This is a genomic window from Pseudoalteromonas sp. Z1A8 (genome assembly GCF_011378855.1).
GTDB lineage: Bacteria > Pseudomonadota > Gammaproteobacteria > Enterobacterales > Alteromonadaceae > Pseudoalteromonas.
The window spans coordinates 1-19,393 of the sequence record NZ_WTLB01000035.1 but is presented as its reverse complement, the minus strand read 5'-3'; the positions used below and the strand labels follow the sequence as shown (position 1 = coordinate 19,393).

17 protein-coding genes and 4 tRNA genes are annotated in these 19,393 nt (G+C 40.8%); 7 read left to right on the top strand and 14 right to left on the bottom strand.

Annotation, left to right across the window (positions count from 1 at the left end):
- Nucleotides 1-236 precede the first annotated feature (236 nt).
- The 12 genes from nth to GQR55_RS13860 all read right to left on the bottom strand — a co-directional run bounded on the left by nth (nt 237) and on the right by GQR55_RS13860 (nt 9,659).
- Entirely contained in the window at nt 237-869 is a 633-nt protein-coding gene (gene nth, locus GQR55_RS13915; protein ID WP_166421073.1) for an endonuclease III, read from the bottom strand.
- 47 nt (nt 870-916) lie between these two features.
- Nucleotides 917-1,615 (bottom strand): electron transport complex subunit E, encoded by a 699-nt coding sequence (locus GQR55_RS13910; RefSeq protein ID WP_166421072.1) that lies wholly within the window; start codon nt 1,613-1,615, stop codon nt 917-919.
- Nucleotides 1,612-2,253 carry an electron transport complex subunit RsxG gene (rsxG, locus tag GQR55_RS13905; RefSeq protein WP_166421071.1) on the bottom strand — a complete coding sequence of 214 codons (642 nt, stop codon included), beginning with the start codon at nt 2,251-2,253 and terminating at the stop codon, nt 1,612-1,614. The genes GQR55_RS13910 and rsxG overlap by 4 nt, the downstream gene beginning before the upstream one ends.
- On the bottom strand, nt 2,250-3,308 hold the full coding sequence (gene rsxD, locus GQR55_RS13900; RefSeq protein ID WP_166421070.1) for an electron transport complex subunit RsxD: 1,059 nt from the start codon (nt 3,306-3,308) through the stop codon (nt 2,250-2,252). The genes rsxG and rsxD overlap by 4 nt, the downstream gene beginning before the upstream one ends.
- Nucleotides 3,305-5,836 carry an electron transport complex subunit RsxC gene (gene rsxC / locus GQR55_RS13895; protein WP_166421069.1) on the bottom strand — a complete coding sequence of 844 codons (2,532 nt, stop codon included), beginning with the start codon at nt 5,834-5,836 and terminating at the stop codon, nt 3,305-3,307. Before rsxC ends, rsxD begins: the two co-directional genes overlap by 4 nt.
- An 8-nt stretch (nt 5,837-5,844) precedes the next feature.
- Nucleotides 5,845-6,399: an electron transport complex subunit RsxB gene (gene rsxB, locus GQR55_RS13890; RefSeq protein WP_002960333.1), complete on the bottom strand. Its 555-nt coding sequence runs from the start codon at nt 6,397-6,399 to the stop codon at nt 5,845-5,847.
- Nucleotide 6,400: 1 nt separating this feature from the next.
- The gene (rsxA, locus tag GQR55_RS13885) at nt 6,401-6,982 is read right to left on the bottom strand and encodes an electron transport complex subunit RsxA (protein WP_008134172.1); all 582 of its coding nucleotides are present in this window, start codon (nt 6,980-6,982) and stop codon (nt 6,401-6,403) included.
- A 206-nt stretch (nt 6,983-7,188) separates the two neighbouring features.
- On the bottom strand, nt 7,189-9,132 hold the full coding sequence (locus GQR55_RS13880) for a GGDEF domain-containing protein (RefSeq protein WP_166421068.1): 1,944 nt from the start codon (nt 9,130-9,132) through the stop codon (nt 7,189-7,191).
- Nucleotides 9,133-9,280: 148 nt separating this feature from the next.
- A tRNA-Asn gene (locus GQR55_RS13875) sits at nt 9,281-9,357 on the bottom strand.
- Nucleotides 9,358-9,386: 29 nt separating this feature from the next.
- Nucleotides 9,387-9,463 (bottom strand) — tRNA-Asn (locus GQR55_RS13870).
- A gap of 21 nt (nt 9,464-9,484) precedes the next feature.
- A tRNA-Asn gene (locus GQR55_RS13865) sits at nt 9,485-9,561 on the bottom strand.
- Between the two features lie 21 nt (nt 9,562-9,582).
- A tRNA-Asn gene (locus GQR55_RS13860) sits at nt 9,583-9,659 on the bottom strand.
- A 1,053-nt stretch (nt 9,660-10,712) separates the two neighbouring features.
- On the opposite strand from GQR55_RS13860, the gene GQR55_RS13855 reads away from it, so the two are divergent.
- The 5 genes from GQR55_RS13855 (at nt 10,713) to GQR55_RS13835 (ending at nt 16,829) form a co-directional block, all read left to right on the top strand.
- The gene (locus tag GQR55_RS13855; RefSeq protein ID WP_166421067.1) at nt 10,713-12,092 is read left to right on the top strand and encodes an MATE family efflux transporter; all 1,380 of its coding nucleotides are present in this window, start codon (nt 10,713-10,715) and stop codon (nt 12,090-12,092) included.
- Entirely contained in the window at nt 12,089-14,083 is a 1,995-nt protein-coding gene (uvrB, locus tag GQR55_RS13850; RefSeq protein WP_166421066.1) for an excinuclease ABC subunit UvrB, read from the top strand. The genes GQR55_RS13855 and uvrB overlap by 4 nt, the downstream gene beginning before the upstream one ends.
- Before the next feature lie 2 nt (nt 14,084-14,085).
- Entirely contained in the window at nt 14,086-15,024 is a 939-nt protein-coding gene (locus GQR55_RS13845) for a class I SAM-dependent methyltransferase (RefSeq protein WP_166421065.1), read from the top strand.
- A complete protein-coding gene (locus GQR55_RS13840; RefSeq protein ID WP_166421064.1) occupies nt 15,025-15,705 on the top strand; it encodes a tRNA (adenine(22)-N(1))-methyltransferase TrmK in 681 nt (226 codons plus the stop codon). It begins immediately after the preceding gene.
- 101 nt (nt 15,706-15,806) lie between these two features.
- The gene (locus GQR55_RS13835; RefSeq protein WP_166421063.1) at nt 15,807-16,829 is read left to right on the top strand and encodes a hypothetical protein; all 1,023 of its coding nucleotides are present in this window, start codon (nt 15,807-15,809) and stop codon (nt 16,827-16,829) included.
- Nucleotides 16,830-16,833: 4 nt separating this feature from the next.
- Here the strand turns inward: GQR55_RS13835 and GQR55_RS13830 are convergent, their stop codons facing one another.
- A complete protein-coding gene (locus GQR55_RS13830; RefSeq protein WP_007583900.1) occupies nt 16,834-17,076 on the bottom strand; it encodes a hypothetical protein in 243 nt (80 codons plus the stop codon).
- A 208-nt stretch (nt 17,077-17,284) separates the two neighbouring features.
- Here GQR55_RS13830 and GQR55_RS13825 point away from each other — a divergent pair, with 208 nt between their 5' ends.
- Nucleotides 17,285-17,734: an isoprenylcysteine carboxylmethyltransferase family protein gene (locus tag GQR55_RS13825; RefSeq protein WP_166421062.1), complete on the top strand. Its 450-nt coding sequence runs from the start codon at nt 17,285-17,287 to the stop codon at nt 17,732-17,734.
- 89 nt (nt 17,735-17,823) lie between these two features.
- On the opposite strand, the gene queC is transcribed toward GQR55_RS13825, so the two are convergent.
- Entirely contained in the window at nt 17,824-18,480 is a 657-nt protein-coding gene (queC, locus tag GQR55_RS13820) for a 7-cyano-7-deazaguanine synthase QueC (RefSeq protein WP_007583902.1), read from the bottom strand.
- Nucleotides 18,481-18,625: 145 nt separating this feature from the next.
- Here queC and queE point away from each other — a divergent pair, with 145 nt between their 5' ends.
- The gene (gene queE / locus GQR55_RS13815; RefSeq protein ID WP_002960417.1) at nt 18,626-19,291 is read left to right on the top strand and encodes a 7-carboxy-7-deazaguanine synthase QueE; all 666 of its coding nucleotides are present in this window, start codon (nt 18,626-18,628) and stop codon (nt 19,289-19,291) included.
- Nucleotides 19,292-19,393: the final 102 nt, after the last annotated feature.

Sequence of the window (19,393 nt, the reverse complement as noted above, 5' to 3'; positions counted from 1 at the left end):
CATTGCGCGAGGTAAGCTCGCATCCACAGGGTTGGCGTTATGTTTGTAGGCGCGGCTTTATGCCGCGCTTTTGTGGTTTTGAAGCTTGTGCTTCATTGCGCGAGGTAAACTCGCATCCACAGGATTGGCGTTATATACGTAGGCGGGGCTTTATGCCGCGCTTTTGTGGTTTTGAGGCTTGTGCTTCATTGCGCGAGGTAAACTCGCGACTACATGCCGCGCTTTTGGAGCTAAGGCTATTCCGTTTTTTCTTTAAACTCACACAAGTCTTCAATAATACAGCTGCCACATCTGGGCTTACGGGCTACGCAGGTATAACGTCCGTGAAGTATTAACCAATGATGTACGTCTACTTTAAATTCAGCAGGCACTACTTTTTCAAGTTTTTGTTCAACGGCTACAACATCTTTACCCATGGCAAGCTTAGTACGATTAGAAACACGAAATATATGTGTATCCACGGCTATTACAGGCCAGCCAAAGGCGGTATTGAGTACAACGTTAGCTGTTTTTCTACCAACGCCTGGTAGAGCTTCTAGGGCTTCACGATTTTCTGGCACGATGCTGTTATGTTCATCCACCAATATTTGGCACATTTTGTACACGTTGGCGGCTTTAGAATTAAATAAGCCAATGGTTTTTATATAATCACGCAGTGTATCGTGGCCTATATCTAAAATGGCTTGGGGTGTGTTAGCAACAGGGAACAATTTTCGAGTGGCTTTATTAACACCTACATCGGTTGCTTGCGCTGAGAGCGTAACGGCAACCAGTAACTCAAACGGACTTGAATATTCAAGCTCTGTTACTGGGTGTGGATTATCGTCGCGCAGGCGCGATAGTATTTGGTGACGTTTTTCTTTATTCATGCAACTTAAAACGTATTAACTATTTACTAAGTCAATACGTTTTCCCCTTAAGTTAAGCTAGTAACACGTGCGCGAGGGCCTTTTTCAGCCTCTGGCGGTGCAATTTGTTTTGATTTTATTTGTGCGTCAATTACGTTTTTAGCGGCAATAAGTAACCCAAGGCCTAAAAAGGCACCCGGTGGTAAAATGGCGAGTAAAAACTGGTTGTCAAAGTTAAACACTTCTATGCGTAAACTTTGTGCCCATGGACCAAGTAATAAGTCGGCACCGTCAAATAAAGTACCTTGGCCAATTAGTTCGCGCATTGCGCCTAAAACAACAAGCACAATCATAAAGCCTAAACCCATCATTAAGCCGTCAAACGCTGATAAATGAACAGGGTTTTTAGACGCGTATGCTTCGGCGCGGCCAATAATAGCGCAGTTAGTTACAATGAGCGGAATAAAAATCCCCAATGACTGATACAAACCAAATGTATAAGCGTTCATCAGTAATTGAACAATGGTTACAAAGCCTGCGATGATCATGACAAATACAGGTATGCGAATATCTTTTGGCACCCAGTTACGTACAACCGATACGGTCACGTTTGAGCCTATGAGTACCAATAAAGTAGCTAAACCTAAACCTAAAGCATTTGTAATAGTTGATGTAACGGCAAGTAACGGGCATAAGCCTAACAGCTGCACAAGAGCAGGGTTATTTACCCATATACCGTCTTTGTATAATGTTTTTAACTCACTCATTTAGTTGCCTCTACACATTCACCATTAGGCGCTGCAAAAATATCATCAAAATTAGTTTGTGCGAACAATACGGCGTTTTTAACCGAACCCACAACAGCACGAGGCGTTATGGTTGCACCTGTAAATTGATCAAACTGGCCGCCATCTTTTTTTACAGCCCAACGAGCGTCATCTTCACCTTCAACTGTTAAGTTTTTAAAGGTAGTGATCCAAAGCGATTTTTTAACTTCTACTTTGTCACCAAGCCCAGGTGTTTCTTCGTGTTTAGTGGTACGAACGCCAGCAATAGTGCCATCGCTCAATACGGCTGTTAATAAGTTAATATCGCCACTGTAACCGTTTGGCGTAACATGCCTAATAACAACAGCGACCGGTTTATTGTTTTTACGAGCACGATAAATTACTTGGTCTGCGTGTGGGCCTAGCTTTTCATCAGTAATAATTACGCAATCTTGTGATAATTGATTATCGTACGATTTTGGGTCGAGTACTTCTTGTAGTTGCGCAGTAAGTTGCAGCTGTTCTTGCTCTGCAATTTTATCAGCAGTAAGTGCGTTGATAGAGGCAACTAAACCCGTTGTTACCAGCGCAAAGGCCGTTAAAATGGCGCCGTTTTTGGCCATTGAAGAAATAATCATTTTACTGCCCCATGACCGTAAGTTCTCGGCTGTGTGTAGTAGTCAATTAGCGGTACTGCAATATTAATCAATAATACGCTAAAGGCGATGGCATCAGGGAAGCCACCAAAAGTGCGAATTAAATAAATTAGTAAGCCAATTAGCGCGCCATAAATTAAGCGCCCTTTATTGGTGGTTGCTGCAGATACCGGATCGGTCGCTATAAAAAATGCACCCATCATAGTGGCACCACTTAATAAGTGAAATAGGGTGCCCGGCTCAGTACCTGGTGCAGCAATATAGCCAATTGCGCTGCATACAGCTAAACTTGCAATAAAACTGACGGGAATATGCCAGTTAATTATTTTTGCTTTTAATAAGTATAAACCACCGGCTAAAAAGCCTAAGTTAACCCATACCCAACCAAGGCCAGCCCATTCGTTAAATAATGGTTTTTGCATGCTTTCGGTTACGGTTAAACCGTGGGCTATATCTGTTTTAACTGTGTCCAGTGGTGTTGCCATTGTTAGGCCATCAACACCTGCACGTACTTGATCTAGGCTGAACCCAGAGGCCGTAAAATCGGTAAATATGAGCCTGAGCTGATCTGCAAAGCCTATTGGCGTGTTTATTAAATCGGTGACAGGCAGCCACGCGGTCATTTGTACAGGGAACGACACTAAAAGCAGTACATAAGCAGCCATTGCTGGATTAAATAAATTAAACCCAAGGCCGCCATAAAGCTGTTTAACTATAACAATAGAAAATAAACAACCAATAACAATTACCCACCAAGGCGCAAGGGGCGGAATACTCAATGCCAATAACACGCCAGTAAGCCATGCACTGCCATCACTCAGTGCAGGCCAAACAGGGCGCTTTCGCATTAGCATTATGGCAGCTTCAAAAGCGCTTACAGCAACGAGCGCGAGCACCAGTTGAATAAGTACGCCGGTTCCAAAAAAGAAAACTTGAGCAATTAGCCCAGGAATACACGCAGCAATAACGCTAATCATTAATCGCGTTAACGATTTATGGCTGTGATTATGCGGCGAACTGGCCATGGTTAATTTCATGACTGATTATTTCCTTCTTTTTGTAACTTTTTAGCTTTTGCTCTCGCAATTGCTGCGGCCACGGCGGCTTTTTTCTTATCGTCGGCTGATTTAGGTTTATCTGCTTCAGTAGAATTGGATGAGTCATCGGTATTATTGTCTGCACCCTTTGGTGCAACACTATCAATTTGTAGCTCTTGAGTTTGCTCGGCTTGTGCAAGTGCTTTAGCCGCTTTTGTGGCTTTTGCGCGCGCAATGGCCGCAGCTACCGCTGCTTTTTTATCATCAACGGGGGCCGCGCTTTGTGGCGCTTCACTCACGGTTTGCTCGGCTTCTTCTAATGCTTTAGCTTCTTTTTTAGCTTTTGCACGAGCAATGGCCGCCGCTACCGCTGCTTTATTATCATCAACTGGGGCATCGCTTTGTGGCTTTTCACTGACTGTTTGCTCAGTGTCTTCCAATGCTTTAGCCGCTTTTTTAGCTTTAGCGCGCGCAATGGCCGCCGCTACCGCTGCTTTTTTGTCATCAACTGGGGCATCGTTTTGTGGCTCTTCATTTACGGTCTGTTCGGTATATTCTAGTGCTTGTGCCGCTTTTTTAGCTTTTGCGCGCGCAATGGCTGCCGCTACCGCTGCTTTTTTATCATCAACTGGGGCATCGCTTTGTGGCTCTTCACTCGCTGCTTGTGCCGCTTTTTTAGCTTTAGCGCGTGCAATGGCTGCCGCTACTGCTGCTTTTTTGTCATCAACTGGCGCATCGCTTTGTGGCTCTTCACTTGCTTGTGCTGCCTTTTTGGCTTTAGCTCGAGCAATGGCTGCAGCAACTGCTGATTTTTTATCATCAACGGGCGCAGTATCGGCCGATTCATCTGTTTGAGATTTTTGCTCTTTATATTTACGCGCTTGTTCTTTACGTAGTGCGCGCTCTTTTGCTACTTCGCTGTTGTCAGGTTCTAATTCAGCAGATTGATCGCCTAGCTTTTTAGCTTTAGCGCGTGCAATAGCAGCTGCAACAGCTGATTTTTCATCGCCGTTATCTGATTTATTTTTAACGCGGGCTAGTGCCTCTGCTACTTTTTGCTTTTCGTCAGCAGATTTAGCGGCAGGTTTACGTTTGTGGCGGTTTTGACGTTCTTCTTGCTCGCGATCTAAACGCTCTTTTCGTGCATCAAAACGCTCTTTTGCTCTGTCGGCTTTAATTTTGTCAGCTTGTTGTTCTTTAATTTCAACTTTGGCTATACGGTAGTACTGTACAAGAGGGATTTCGCTTGGGCACACATATGCACAAGCACCACACTCAATACAGTCAAATAAATTATGCTCTTGTAGTTTGTCGTACTCTTTTGATTTAGCAAACCACTGCAATTGCTGTGGTAATAAAGAAGCAGGGCAGGCATCGGCACAGGCGCTACAACGTATACAGGCTTTTTCAGGGCCGGGCTCCGCTAGCTCTTTATGATCAGGCGCTAAAATACAGTTAGTTGTTTTAACTATGCCAATACGTACTGTGGGTAGCGTAAAGCCCATCATTGGGCCGCCCATCACAACACTTTGCTGCGGTACAGGCGAGAAACCTTGGCAATCAAGCAAGTGCTTTATTTCAGTGCCAAGGAGCGCCCATACATTCCCTGGATTATGTATAGTGTTACCCGTTACGGTAACTACACGTTCAATCAGTGGTTTACCTTCATAAACGGCTTGCTGTACGGCAAATAAAGTACCCGTGTTATGCACTAAAATACCAATATCGGCTGGTATACCAATGCTGGGAACTTCACGGTTGGTAAGTAATTTAATTAATTGCTTTTCACCACCCGATGGGTAAATAGTGGGAACCGTTTGAATAATAATTTTTGAGTTATGCTCAGCTGCTTGCTTCATTGCTGCAATCGCTTCAGGCTTATTATCTTCTATACCCACAATGCATAGCGTTGGGTTTAAAAGCTGCTGCATTATTTCAATGCCTTGGATAACTTCTTTAGCGTGTTCGCGCATTAAAACGTCATCGGCAGTAATATAAGGTTCGCACTCAACGGCATTTACAATCAAAAATTCGATAGGTTGCTTGGTATCTGCTTTCACATAAGTAGGAAAACCAGCACCACCCATGCCGCTAATACCGGCTTGGTGAATAATATTTATCAGCTCATCATGACTAAGTTCAGCAGGGTTTTTATTTTTATTAAGTGCTGTCCATTCGTCTTTGCCGTCTGGTTCAATAATAACACTTAGCTCAGGTAGAGCCGAAGGATGTGCCGATGGCATTGGTACTATATCGGTAATAACACCAGAGCTTGGAGCATGCACAGGTACCGACCAGTTAGCAGCAGGCGCTGTGAGTGCTTGGCCTTTTAATACATGCTGACCTTTTTCTACCAGTAACTTGCCATTTGCGCCTATGTGTTGCTTAAGCGCAACAATAAGTTTATCGGGCAACGGTAGGCGAGTAATACTCGCACTATTAGAGAGTGATTTTTGTTGTGGTGGGTGTATGCCGCCAGGAAATGCCCACACGGTGCCTTTTTTTATTTGTTCAAGTAACTTGTCCACTCAAACCTCTAATCTATTTGTGTAACAGGAATAGCATCTAGTTGCCATTTCCAGTTTTGTTTAGTTTCGGCTACAGGTAGCATATCAATGCAATCTACAGGGCAAGGCTCAACACATAAGTCGCAGCCGGTACATTCATCAATTAACACGGTATGCATTTGACGAGTTGCGCCTAAAATAGCGTCAACAGGGCAGGCTTGAATACATTTGGTACAACCAATACATTCATCTTCGCGAATATAAGCCACTGTTTTTATGGGTTCTGCTTGCTCGCCGCCAGCAAGTGGTTTTTCATCAACACCCATTAAGCCGGCAAGCTTTTTCATGGTTGATTCGCCGCCCGGTGGACATTTATTTATTTCATCGCCATTGGCAATTGCTTCGGCGTATGGGCGACAACCTGGGTAGCCACATTGCCCGCATTGAGTTTGCGGCAAAATAGTATCAATTTGTTCAACAATAGGGTTTCCTTCAACACGAAAGCGTATTGCTGCAAATCCTAAAATAAGTCCAAAAACGAGTGCTAGCGAGCCAATCGCTATCAAGGCATAAAACAAGGTCATATTAAAACTTCACTAATCCAGTAAAACCCATAAACGCCATCGACATTAAGCCTGCGGTGATCATAGCAATGGAGGCGCCTTTAAAAGGCGTAGGAACATCAGCCGCCGCTAAACGCTCTCGTAGCGCTGCAAACAATACAAGCACTAAAGAAAAACCAACGGCAGCACCAAAACCATAAACTGCGGATTGTAAAAACGAATGATCTTCTTTGATATTTAATAGAGCAACACCTAATACCGCGCAGTTAGTGGTGATCAGCGGTAAAAATATGCCTAGTAAACGATATAGGGTAGGGCTTGTTTTACGTACAACCATTTCGGTAAATTGCACTACAACGGCAATCACTAAAATAAAACTCATGGTACGTAAAAATTCGATATCCAGAGGGATTAAAATATATTGATTAACTAAATAGCTAGTCACCGAGGCAAGAGTAAGCACAAACGTGGTTGCCAAAGACATACCAATCGCCGTATCAAGCTTACCTGATACGCCCATAAACGGACATAAGCCTAAAAATTGTACTAATACAAAGTTATTAACTAGAACGGTTCCAATCAATAACAAGACATATTCTGTCATGTGTGCCTCACGCTATTAAAGTCCTGCGTATTATCCTTTTTTCTGCCCCGATAAACAACATTTGCGAGTCGTTATCAGTTAAATAAACGCGAGGACAAACATATTGATCACAAGGCTGTAAAATTAATGTGATTTTGATGTAAGGATAAAATAGCAGAAACAAAAAAAGAGCAACGAATGCTCTTTTTTGTATTTGTTAAAACTAATTAAATGTCTTTAGGTTTTTCTATGTAATAACCTTGAACGCCATCTAAACATAAAGTTTCTATAATATGTTTTTCTTCTTGGCTCTCAACACCTTCAGCAAATACGCTAACACCTATACGGTGGGCTAAGTCGACCATTAAGCGCATAAAGTACTGATTGTTTTTATCATCTTCTAGGCCGCGAGTGTAACTTGCATCCATTTTAATAAAGTCAGGTTTTAAATCGCGGAAAAACTTAAATGAGGTTAAACCAACACCGAAGCGTTCAACTGTTACGCGGGCGCCTACGCGGTGCACCATATCAATAAAGCGCTTACTGGCTTTAATATTTTGTTGTAAGCCAAACTCACTTACTTCAAAAATAAGCTTTGATGCAATATGCGTGTCTTTTAATAAGCGGCGTTCTAGCCAAATAACAAACTGATCGTTGTGCGCACTTGAGGCTGTAACGTTTAAACCAAAAAACTTTTCAGATAAATTACGGCTTTTCACTTTTTCAAGGGAAGAGTCGATTATCAGGCGGTCAATTTCTATTGCCATATCAAGCTTTTCGGCCATCGCTAAAAAAGAGGCCGTAGGAAGTACTTGATTGTCTTCTGTTTTAAATCGCACTTGTATTTCAGCATAGGCTTTAATGCTTTTACCAAGCGGCATAATGTTTTGCACAACTAAATGTACTCGTTTAGATTCAATTACCTCGTTAATAACCTTACGCCAGTTTTGATTACCAAAACCTGCACTTACGTTATTAACTAAATCGGTCTCGCGTTGTACGTGCCATGCGTTTACTTGTTTTGATTGCGCCATACTCATCGCGTTATCAACAACCGAAAGTAGCTCACCCAAAGGCTTACCTTTTTCGTAACCGACAATACCCGTGTTAGCAACAGAGCTTAGCTCTTGATTTTGTTGATACTGAGTAAAGCGCGATTGTAGATTTTCACCAAAGCGCTCTGCTTCTTTCAATGGAGTGTGGGGCAGTACTACAGCAAAGTCAGAGCTGTTTAATCTAAACACTTGGCTACCCGTGTAAGTGCCGCTTATGTGCTTAATAATATCGGCAACGCCTTTAACGTACTCGTCACCTTTTTGATAACCACGGCTTTGGTTTATAGCTTGTAGCTCGCTACAACGAACCATAGCTAAAGAACCAAATGTACTTTGCTCACTGTTTTCAATATTTTTTTCGTAATACTCAACAAACATATTACGGTTGCCAAGCGAAGTAATTACATCTTTATATGCTTCATGTTTAATGTTTAATGCAGCGCTTTTTATATCTTCACTTTTACTTTTCAAAAAGTGAGATAAACGATTAAAGCTAGGAACTAAATCTTTACCTAGTTTTTTTAATCGAGTGCCATCTAATGCTGTTTCTAAATCATTATCAACTTGGTTTTGGTTGATATAAATATCGATAATGTCAGCTACCGTTGTACTTATGTTTTTATTTAAACGGTAAAAAATAGATTGCATTAGGATTATTGGAATAATAACCAAAATAGCAGAAATCAAAATAACGATAAAAAGGGATGTTTGCAGCTGAGCAGCTAAATGCTCAATGTTAAGTACAAATTCAACTTTTATATCTGCTGCATCGTTTACAGCAAATTGAGGGCGTACAGAGTTCAATTTTGATAGTACAAAATCAGCAAACATTGGTAATTGGGTAGGGGGGTTAACGCTGAATATTTCAGCCCCTTGGTAGTCTCTTAGAGTAAAGCTTGTAAACGTTTTACCATCTGCAATTGATTGTTTTAGATTTTGAGCAGAAATATCGTCTAAAGAAAGGTCATTAATATACTTAGTAACAGTAGTTTGTGCACTTTTTTGCGCATCACTCACCGCAGTATCAAAGTTTATAGATATGAAGTAGCTTCCTGCTGCCACACACAATAACCAAGAGATAATTTGTATAAAAATAAGTTTTTTAAATCCAGCCATGTTTTCAGTCTTTTAATAATTCAAAAGGGAAGGAATCAAGTCCTTGATTAATAAACTAAGTACAGCGCATCAAGGAATAAACTAATGCTTTAGTTATATAAGGAAGAGTAGTGGAATTAGCTTGAGATGTCTATGAAATTCTTAGAATTGGCTCCCCCTCCCCGACTCGAACGGGGGACCTGCGGATTAACAGTCCGTCGCTCTAACCAACTGAGCTAAGGGGGAACTAAAGTAGTGATATTATTATGATGATTTGGCTCCCCCTCCCCGACTCGAACGGGGGACCTGCGGATTAACAGTCCGTCGCTCTAACCAACTGAGCTAAGGGGGAACTACATCATAAACATAAACTTGGCTCCCCCTCCCCGACTCGAACGGGGGACCTGCGGATTAACAGTCCGTCGCTCTAACCAACTGAGCTAAGGGGGAATCGTTTATGGTTGAAAAACTTGGCTCCCCCTCCCCGACTCGAACGGGGGACCTGCGGATTAACAGTCCGTCGCTCTAACCAACTGAGCTAAGGGGGAAGCGTCTTGCCTTTCAACGGGGCGAAATATTAATGACCGAGCCGCAAAGTGTCAACATATAAAAGTCATAAATTGAAAAAAGAGGTTTATTCGTTGTTTTTGTGTTCGATCTGCGTGTTTTGTAGCTCTATTAAAGTTACTTTTTTAAAAATTTAAGAATAACAATGTGACTTTTATTATTGTTGAGTCTTTAAATTGGTTAAATTAAACACGCTATTAAAGTCACTTGTAATTAAAAATCAGCCCAAAAACATAAAAACTCATTTTTTTCCTAGTGGGTATTCTTCGCATTTATTTACTTTTTTGCTTTAATTTTCTAAAAAAATACTTCTGTGAATATTCACAGAAGTATTTTTTACCCTTAATTGTGATCTAATCACTATTTATAAATAGGGTATTTATTTTCTGCGTTCAAAAATAGAACAATCAATAACTTAACTTTGTCTTAAACGTTTTTTGTTTACCAACGTACAACTATGTTAAGAAGAAAAACCGGCGAGCTACAATTTTTAGTGTGAGTTTATAAAAATGCCACAATTAGCAAATGATTAATTGGTTGGACCTCATCGAAAATTGCGGCTCTCTCAAAGCCTTTATAAATGCGGGTTTGAATGAGTTATCCACGGTTTCTGTGGATAACTCTGTTTATGAAACTTTAAGAACATCATCGGCACCAATGGTCTAGGGCGCTACAACGATTTCAAGCTTTTAAATCATTATTTTTAATTTGTTTAAAAACAATTGGTTATGTTTTTATGCCTAAAGGGTGTAACTCGATGAGTGAATTTTTTCGTAACGATAAATCAAGTCATGCCTTTGTGTAAAAAAGCACCAGATAACACAGTGTGTTTGTAATAAAAGTTATAAAAATGTGTTTTAATTGTTTTTTGGAGTGTTAAGGCTCTATTTTAACAAAAAGATGTAAAAATGAAGTTTTACTATTTTTTCGAATCTTTACTTCATTAATTACATCAATTGTAGTGATAAATCCGTGGCTTGAACTGCCTTGATGCTTTAAAATGATTCGTTCAGTAAAAGAGGCCTATTTATTCCATGCGCGCAATTTCAAAATCTCAGACTCGCCCAGATTTACTAAACGATCCCATTTTGCCTACATTAAAGACGATGACCATCCCGATGATATTCGGCATGATCACGCTAATGATGTTCAATATTGTAGATACCTTCTTTATAAGCTTACTTGGCACTGAGCCACTTGCTGCTGTGAGCTTTACGTTTCCGGTTACTTTTACCGTTATTAGCTTAGCAATAGGACTGGGTATTGGTACATCTGCGGTTATTGCTAAAGCACTCGGTAGTAATAAAATTGATGAAGCACGTTTTGATGCCAGCATTTCTTTAATGGTTGGTGTGGTTTTAGTTATTGTGTTGTCGTCGGTTGGGTATTTAATGATTGACCCAATATTTACTTTACTCGGAGCGGGCGCACAAGTATTACCGTTAATACACGAATACATGAATGTATGGTTTATTGGTAGCTTATTTTTAATAACCCCCATGATTGGTAATTCGGTACTGCGCGCCAGTGGTGATACAAAAACGCCAAGTATAGTAATGGGCGGAGCAGGGCTTATAAACGCGATACTTGACCCCATGTTGATATTTGGGTTTGGACCAATACCTGCCTTAGGTATTCAAGGTGCAGCCATAGCAAGTGTTATTGCATGGGCAGTCGCAGTAATTATTATTTTGTATATATTAATGTTTAAAAAGCGTTTGTTGAGCCTAAAAGCGGGCAAGCAAACGGTTGTTGGCGCTATTCGTAAAATATTAAAGATTGGTTTACCTGCAGCAGGTGCGAACATGCTTACACCGGTTGCAATGGCCGTAATGACCGCTATGGTTGCGCACCACGGCCCAGAGGCTGTAGCCGCATTTGGGGTAGGCAGCCGTATAGAATCTATTGCAAGTATATTAGTGCTTGCGCTATCTATGACTTTGCCGCCGTTTGTTAGCCAAAATTTTGGGGCTGGCAAATTGTGCCGCGTTAAAGAAGCGTACACAGGTACACTAAAATTTGTGATGGTATGGCAATTTGCTATTTACGTATTACTCATTGCATTTTCAGGCGTTATAAGCCAATTGTTTGGTAAAGAACAAGCCGTAATAGATGTAATTAAGCTCTTTATTTATACCATCCCGTTGAGCTATGGCTTACAAGGGGTGATCATATTATCAAACTCATCGTTTAATGCTTTACACAAACCAATGTACGCACTGGTTTTAAGTGTCATTCGGTTATTCATATTTTATGTACCATTTGCTTATGTAGGCAACGAAATAGCCGGATTATTAGGGCTGTTTATTGGCGCTGCTTTAGGTAACTTATTTACAGCAATAGTGGCGTATAAATGGTTTATGAAAAAACTAGAAACGCTGAGCGGCGAATCGTTACAGGAGTGCAATAATTGAGCGACCATTTTCAGTTAAAATCACATTTTAAACCAGCAGGCGATCAGCCAACAGCGATTAAACAGCTGTGCGAAGGCCTAGAAGCAGGGCTTGCACATCAAACATTATTAGGCGCCACTGGTACAGGTAAAACCTTTACCATGGCTAATATTATTAACGACTTAAACCGTCCAACAATAATAATGGCGCACAATAAAACACTTGCCGCGCAGCTATACGGAGAAATGAAAGAGTTTTTCCCTAAAAATGCGGTTGAGTATTTTGTATCGTATTATGATTACTACCAGCCAGAAGCCTATGTTGTATCAAGCGACACCTTTATTGAAAAAGATGCCTCAATAAACGAGCACATAGAGCAAATGCGTTTAAGTGCAACCAAAGCACTGCTTGAACGCCGCGACACCATTATTGTGGCGTCGGTATCGGCTATTTATGGTTTGGGCGACCCTAAGTCATATATGAAAATGATGCTGCTTTTAAAAGTGGGCGAAAAAGTAGATCAACGCGACATGCTACGTCGCCTTGCCGAAATACAATATACGCGTAACGACATAGATTTTAGCCGTGGTACGTATCGTGTACGCGGTGAAGTGGTTGATATATTTCCTGCAGAATCTAGCACCTTCGCAATTCGCGTAGAAATGTTTGATGACGAAATAGAGCGCTTAAGTATTTTTGATCCGCTTACTGGCGCCGTCGAAAAGCATATAATACGCACCACTATCTATCCAAAAACACACTACGTTACCCCGCGTGAAAAAATACTCGGTGCTATCGATAAAATACAAGAAGAACTAAAAGATCGAAGAGCCCAGTTACTCAGTGCTAATAAATTAGTAGAAGAGCAGCGTGTAACTCAGCGTACGCAATACGATATAGAAATGATGCGAGAGCTAGGTTATTGCTCTGGTATAGAAAACTACAGCCGCTATTTATCGGGCCGTACGCCTGGCGATCCGCCGCCTACGTTACTTGATTATCTCCCAGACGACGCATTGATGATTATTGATGAATCGCACGTAACCGTATCGCAAATTGGCGCGATGTATAAAGGCGACAGAAGCCGTAAAGAAAACTTAGTTGAGTATGGCTTCAGAATGCCCTCAGCAATGGATAACAGGCCGCTGCGCTTTGAAGAATTTGAAGCTATTTCACCACAAACAATTTATGTATCGGCTACACCTGGTGATTTTGAATTAGAGCGTTGTGTGGGCGCAATTGCAGAGCAAGTAATTCGCCCAACAGGACTGCTTGACCCACTTATTGAAGTGCGCCCAGTAGGCGATCAGGTTGATGACTTACTTTCAGAAATTTATAAAAGTGTAGAGAAGGGCGAACGCGTACTTGTAACCACTTTGACCAAACGTATGTCTGAGGATTTAACCGATTACTTAAGTGAGCACGACGTAAAAGTGCGTTACTTACATTCAGACATAGACACTGTTGAACGGGTTGAAATTATTCGTGATTTACGTGCAGGTGTGTTTGATGTGTTAGTAGGCATTAACTTACTTCGAGAAGGCCTAGATATGCCAGAAGTGGCGTTAGTCGCCATACTTGATGCAGACAAAGAAGGCTTTTTACGCTCAGCGCGTTCAATTATTCAAACCATTGGTCGTGCTGCACGTCACTTAGATGGTCGCGCTATTTTATACGGTGATAAAATTACAAAATCGATGGCTAAGGCCATGGACGAAACAGCGCGCCGACGCGAAATTCAGCATGCTTATAATATTGAACACGGTATTGAACCGCATTCACTAGCCAAAAAGATTCTTGATGCGATGGATGTAGGCGAAGAAGCCGGCCCTAAAGATAACCTTAGACTTGTTCGTAAAGACTCTAAAAAGGTACTTAGCGCCAAAGAAATTACCGTGCAAATTAAGCAGCTTGAAACCAAAATGCATGCATACGCAAGCGACCTAGAATTTGAAAAAGCGGGCTCTGTTCGCGATGAAATACATGAACTACAACAACAGTTGATTAATTAAAAATGACAGCAAACTTTACTCCTCTTATTACTGCGCTTGAAGATGCGCCAATTTTAAAAAATGAACTGTGCCGTGTTTTTCATGGCCGTGGCCATAGTGTTGAGACGTTAAGTCATATTAATTTAGACTTTTATCCGCCAAGTTTGTTTTTGGTTTCGTACGACGAAATTGACGAACAAACACTAAGCGAGCTTACCGATGTTGTGTGGCAGTGGGCGCAAGCAAACCAGCCAGAACTTATTACGTCACTTGTGTATCAGCAACGCGCTGGTGTACAAAGCCAAAACACCGTGGTTTATGGGCAATTACCTCACCCGCATGTTGTAACCGAAAACGGCATTCGTTTTTTGGTTGATTTACAGAGCCGCCAAAATACCGGAATATTTCCCGATATGCGCAGCGGCCGTGAGTTTGTAATGGCTAATAGTAAGCATGGCAAAGTGCTTAATTTGTTTTCATATACGTGTGGGTTTTCGCTTGCAGCAATGCAAGGCGGGGCTGATCATGTAATGAACATGGATATGAGCAAAGGCGTACTTAAAGTAGGTAAGCAAAACCATCAACTAAACGGTTTTGAGCGCGGCGTGAGTTTTTTACCTCATGATATTTTAAAGTCGTTTGGAAAACTAAAAAAAGCAGCCCCGTTTGACTTAATAATAGTTGATCCGCCAAGCTTTCAAAAAGGCAGCTTTATATTAACTAAAGACTATCAAAAAGTGCTGCGCAGATTACCAGAGCTACTTTGCGACACAACACAATTGTTATTGTGTGCTAATAGCCCAGAGCTTAGTGAAGATGCGTTTAAAGTTTTAATAAATGAGCACACCGAAGGCGCAATTGAATTTGTTGAGCGCTTAGCCCCTACCGAACGCTTTATTGAAGTAGACAGCGACAGAAGCTTAAAAGCACTTATCTACAAAACGTCACAAATACCCGCTTAAATGAAGCTCAGCAAACGCCTAACTGCCATTGATACATTAATTTCGCAGCATCACGATATTATTTGGGATTGCTGCTGCGACCATGGTTATTTAGGCATGGCGCTACTAAAACGCGCGGCTGCAAACCAAGTCATATTTGTTGATATAGTCGCCACTTTAATGGACGATTTAAGCGCGCAATTATCATCGATTAATAAATTACAAAAAAACTGTAATAAAAAACCGCAGTGGCAGGTCTTATGTCAGGACGTAGGCAAAATTGAAATTGCTCAAAGTAAAAGCCAAGTAGTTGTAATTGCAGGTGTTGGCGGTGAGCTGTTGTTAAGTTTAATACAACAAATTATTGCTAATAACGCCGTTGATAATTTACAGAATGTTCGTTTTATTTTATGCCCAGTGCATCACACTTATAAGTTACGAGCTGGTTTAAAACAGCTTGGTTTAGGGCTTATAAGTGAGCAAATAGTTTACGACAACAAACGTTTTTATGAAGTGATTGAAGTGAGCTTTAGTACCAATAATGAGATTAGTCATACCGGCAATAAAATGTGGGACTTTGCTAGTGCAGAGCACGCTATGTACCAGCGCCAACTCATAAATCATTATAATAAAATGCTCAATAAAGATAAGCCATACTATCAAAAAGTTATAACAGACTATCAAGAACTCACCGATAGTTAAAAAAGCCCGAAAGTAGGGCGCACATGTGATCTAATTACGACATTGACGACGTAATGTGTTCATAGTTTATATCGCACAACGCGAGTTTATTTGGTTTATTTATGTCAGATAACAAGAGTCACATTAATCATTTGCTTAGCAATGAGCAAAAATGGCAACACAGTTACGAGCAACCTATTTCTTATGCACCCCTTGTGCAATTGGCTGATAGTAGCTGGGTAGTGCCACAACATTTTTTACGTTACAAGCACACGCTTGAAAGCGTAAACGAAGTGCTTGATAGTATAGAGTTTTCGGCTCACTTTAGAGTGCTTGCTGCACAAAAAGGTGAAGAAATTTACCTGCAAGTAGCAGTGCTGAGCCCAGATAACTATCAAAAAAGTGCATCTGTAAATGAAGGCAAAGCCAAAAAGCTATTATTTGGTAGACGCTGGATAATAGAGCCAAACTTACCAACATCAGAGCTTATTCAAACCGCATTTTTAGCGTTAAAAGTAGCGCGTGAGCATGAAGTAAGAGAGCTATTTCAGTTAACGCAAAGCGGCGCAACAAGCACGCCATTTAATAACCATCACGACTTACCGGTAATGGCGCAAAATCCTGAGCTTGTTAAAAGCGCAAGTGCAAAAAGCCGTGTTGATGAAGTGCTTAAACGCATTGTATTTGCAGGAAAAAGTATTGAGCTTAAAAGCCAACAGCAAGTAGCTGAGCAACATTTATACACCGTTGAGCTTTTATGTGAGGGTTGCCAACTTAGCGAGTTTAATAACAAAACTATTTCGTTTTTAACAGCAGACTCATCTGCTAATAGTTTTTTACACGCCTTAATTGCGGCACTAGTAGCTACAAGTAATGACTACGTAAACGAGCAATTTAAGTACAAAGATTTTGCTCGCTTTAGTAAACACGTTGCGGTTGAGCAAATAGGTAACTTAAGCATTGCTATGCGCTCACCAAGTACTGTAGGGCTTTGCTCTATGGGTAAGCAACATGCTAATCAGTTAAATTTTGAGATAGACAGCGGGCGAGCACCACAGGGATGCGGGCAAGCTATTGGTGGCTTTTTAGCTGCTCATGGCATTGAGCAGCCAGAAAACGCGCATTTATATCCAAATTATTTATAACAATTTAAAGCTTATTAATTTCATCTTTAACACTAAAGCTTGAATCAGTAACAATAGCCTCAAGTGTTTGTACACGCTCTTTTAATGCAAGCACTTGTGCGTTTGTTTCAGCTAATTGTTTATGGGCATCGCTGTTGTTGTTTTGCATTTTATGCTTAAACTCAAGATGCTTTTTATACATATCGTAAACCACTCCTGAGCCAACCGAAATTAGCACAATAAGTACAATCATCGTAGTTCCAGACATAATCTCATTCCTTATCATTTTATTATTCGTTTATGGTTAAAGTATAACCTTTAAGCGCTTTTGATAAAGCTGACAATTGTAACTTAATTTGTATAGTTCACTTAAGCTCAGCTTTGAGCGTGTTCATCATTTATACACTTTAGATATTGTTTAATAACGTCAGTGTCACCATATAATAAACATATTTTAGCCAATACAGTGAGTTGCCATGTTAAATAATAAAATACCTCCCGTTATTGTTGTGCTGTTTTTTGCAGGCATAATGGCGCTTATTGCGCATTATAGTGTTATTGATTTCACCGCATTTATTACCTACTTAGCAGCAAGTTTGCTCATTATAGGGTGTGTTTTTTGTATTGCAGGGGTGGTTAGTTTTAAAATAGCAAACACCACCGTAAACCCTAATAAACCTGAGCAAGCGTCAAAACTTATTACGAGCGGCATTTATCGGATTTCGCGTAACCCAATGTATGTAGGCTTTGCATTTATTTTAGCAGGGTGGGGTATTTGGTTAAGCTCATTGTGGGCACTTTTATGTGTTATAGGGTTTATTGCGTATTTAACGTTTTTCCAAATAATACCTGAGGAGCGTGCGCTCACTAAATTATTTGGCGAAGAGTTTACCGCTTACAAAGCGCGCGTAAAACGCTGGTTGTAATTTATACCTACTCGTTAAAATTAAACAAAAAAGGCTATCGATGATAGTCTTTTTTGTTTGTAGCAACTGTATTACTAATTAATTGCTGCTTATTCGTATTCTAACGGGTCTGTAATGTTATTTAGGGCAAATGCTTCAAGGCGCTCTTGGCACGCGCCACATTTACCACAGGCCTTTTCACGGCCGTTATAACAAGTCCACGTTTGGCTGTAATCTAAACCCATTTCAATACCGTCGGTTAAAATACCAATTTTAGTATTGTTTAAGTATGGGCTAAAAATTTCTACAGCGTCGTAGTTAGCAATACGACACACATCATCCATTTTTTGCACAAATTCAGGACGGCAGTCAGGGTAAATAGCATGATCCCCAGAGTGAGCGCCGTAATAAACTTGGCCAGCTTTAAGCGATACCGCGTAACCAACAGCAAGTGAGAGCAAAATCATATTACGATTAGGTACGATCGTACTTTTCATGCTTTCTTCTTCGTAATGGCCTTCAGGTACATCAATATCATCAGTAAGTGATGAGCCACCAATAAGTTGGTTAATCGCCGAAATATCAACAATTTTGTGCGGAACGTTTAATTTTTCGCACACACTTGCCGCTACTTTAAGCTCTTTTACATGACGCTGACCATAGTCAAATGATAGGGCATATACATCATGGCCTTGTTGCAGGGCTTTATTTAATACGGTAAATGAGTCCATACCGCCGGAATAAATAACAACTACTTTTTGCGTCATATCTGTTTTGCTCTTAGTTTTAATAGAGGTTTATATCAGGGCGCGATATACTACACGGCCGCAGCTTAAATAACAATTTTTGCACAGCGCTTTTTGGTTTTTTAATAGTAGCAATTTGGCTGCTAGGTAGTAAGTGAGATCTCTTTTGTACAAAATTAATGAAGTGTTTGAAACCATTCAAGGTGAAGCTAGCTTTACTGGCACACCCTCAATATTCTTACGTCTGCAAGGTTGCCCTGTAGGCTGCTCTTGGTGCGACACTAAGCAAACCTGGGATGTTGATAACGTATATAAAGTATCGCTGGACGAAACCGTAGAAAAAAAGGCCGACTCAGATCATTGGGCTAACGCCAGTGCAGAGCAAATTTTAGCGTTGTTTCAATCGCGTGGTTATACCGCAAAGCATGTAGTAATTACCGGCGGCGAGCCATGTATGTTCGATTTAAACCCAGTATGTAACTTATTACACGAACATGGTTTTAGCACACAAATAGAAACCAGCGGCACGTTTGAAATACTTGCCCCAGAGCAAACATGGGTTACGGTATCGCCAAAAATCAACATGCGCGGCGGTTATGAAGTACTTACCAGCACCATGAAGCGTGCCAACGAGATTAAACACCCCGTTGCTATGCAAAAACACGTAGAAGAGCTAGAAGAATTATTTGCTAAAACAGGCGTTAATCCAAAGCTTGTTTATTTGCAGCCAATTAGCCAAAAAGTATCGGCAACCAAACTCGCAATCGACACCTGTATTGCCAAAAACTGGCGCCTATCAATACAAGTACACAAGTATTTAGGAATTAGTTAAAGCGCAGTTTAAAGTTATAGTACGTAGATACCATCTCTTCTAACCAGCCTCAAGCTTTCTTTAAATAGCTTGAGGCTGGTATTCAGTTTGATTCTTCACAAC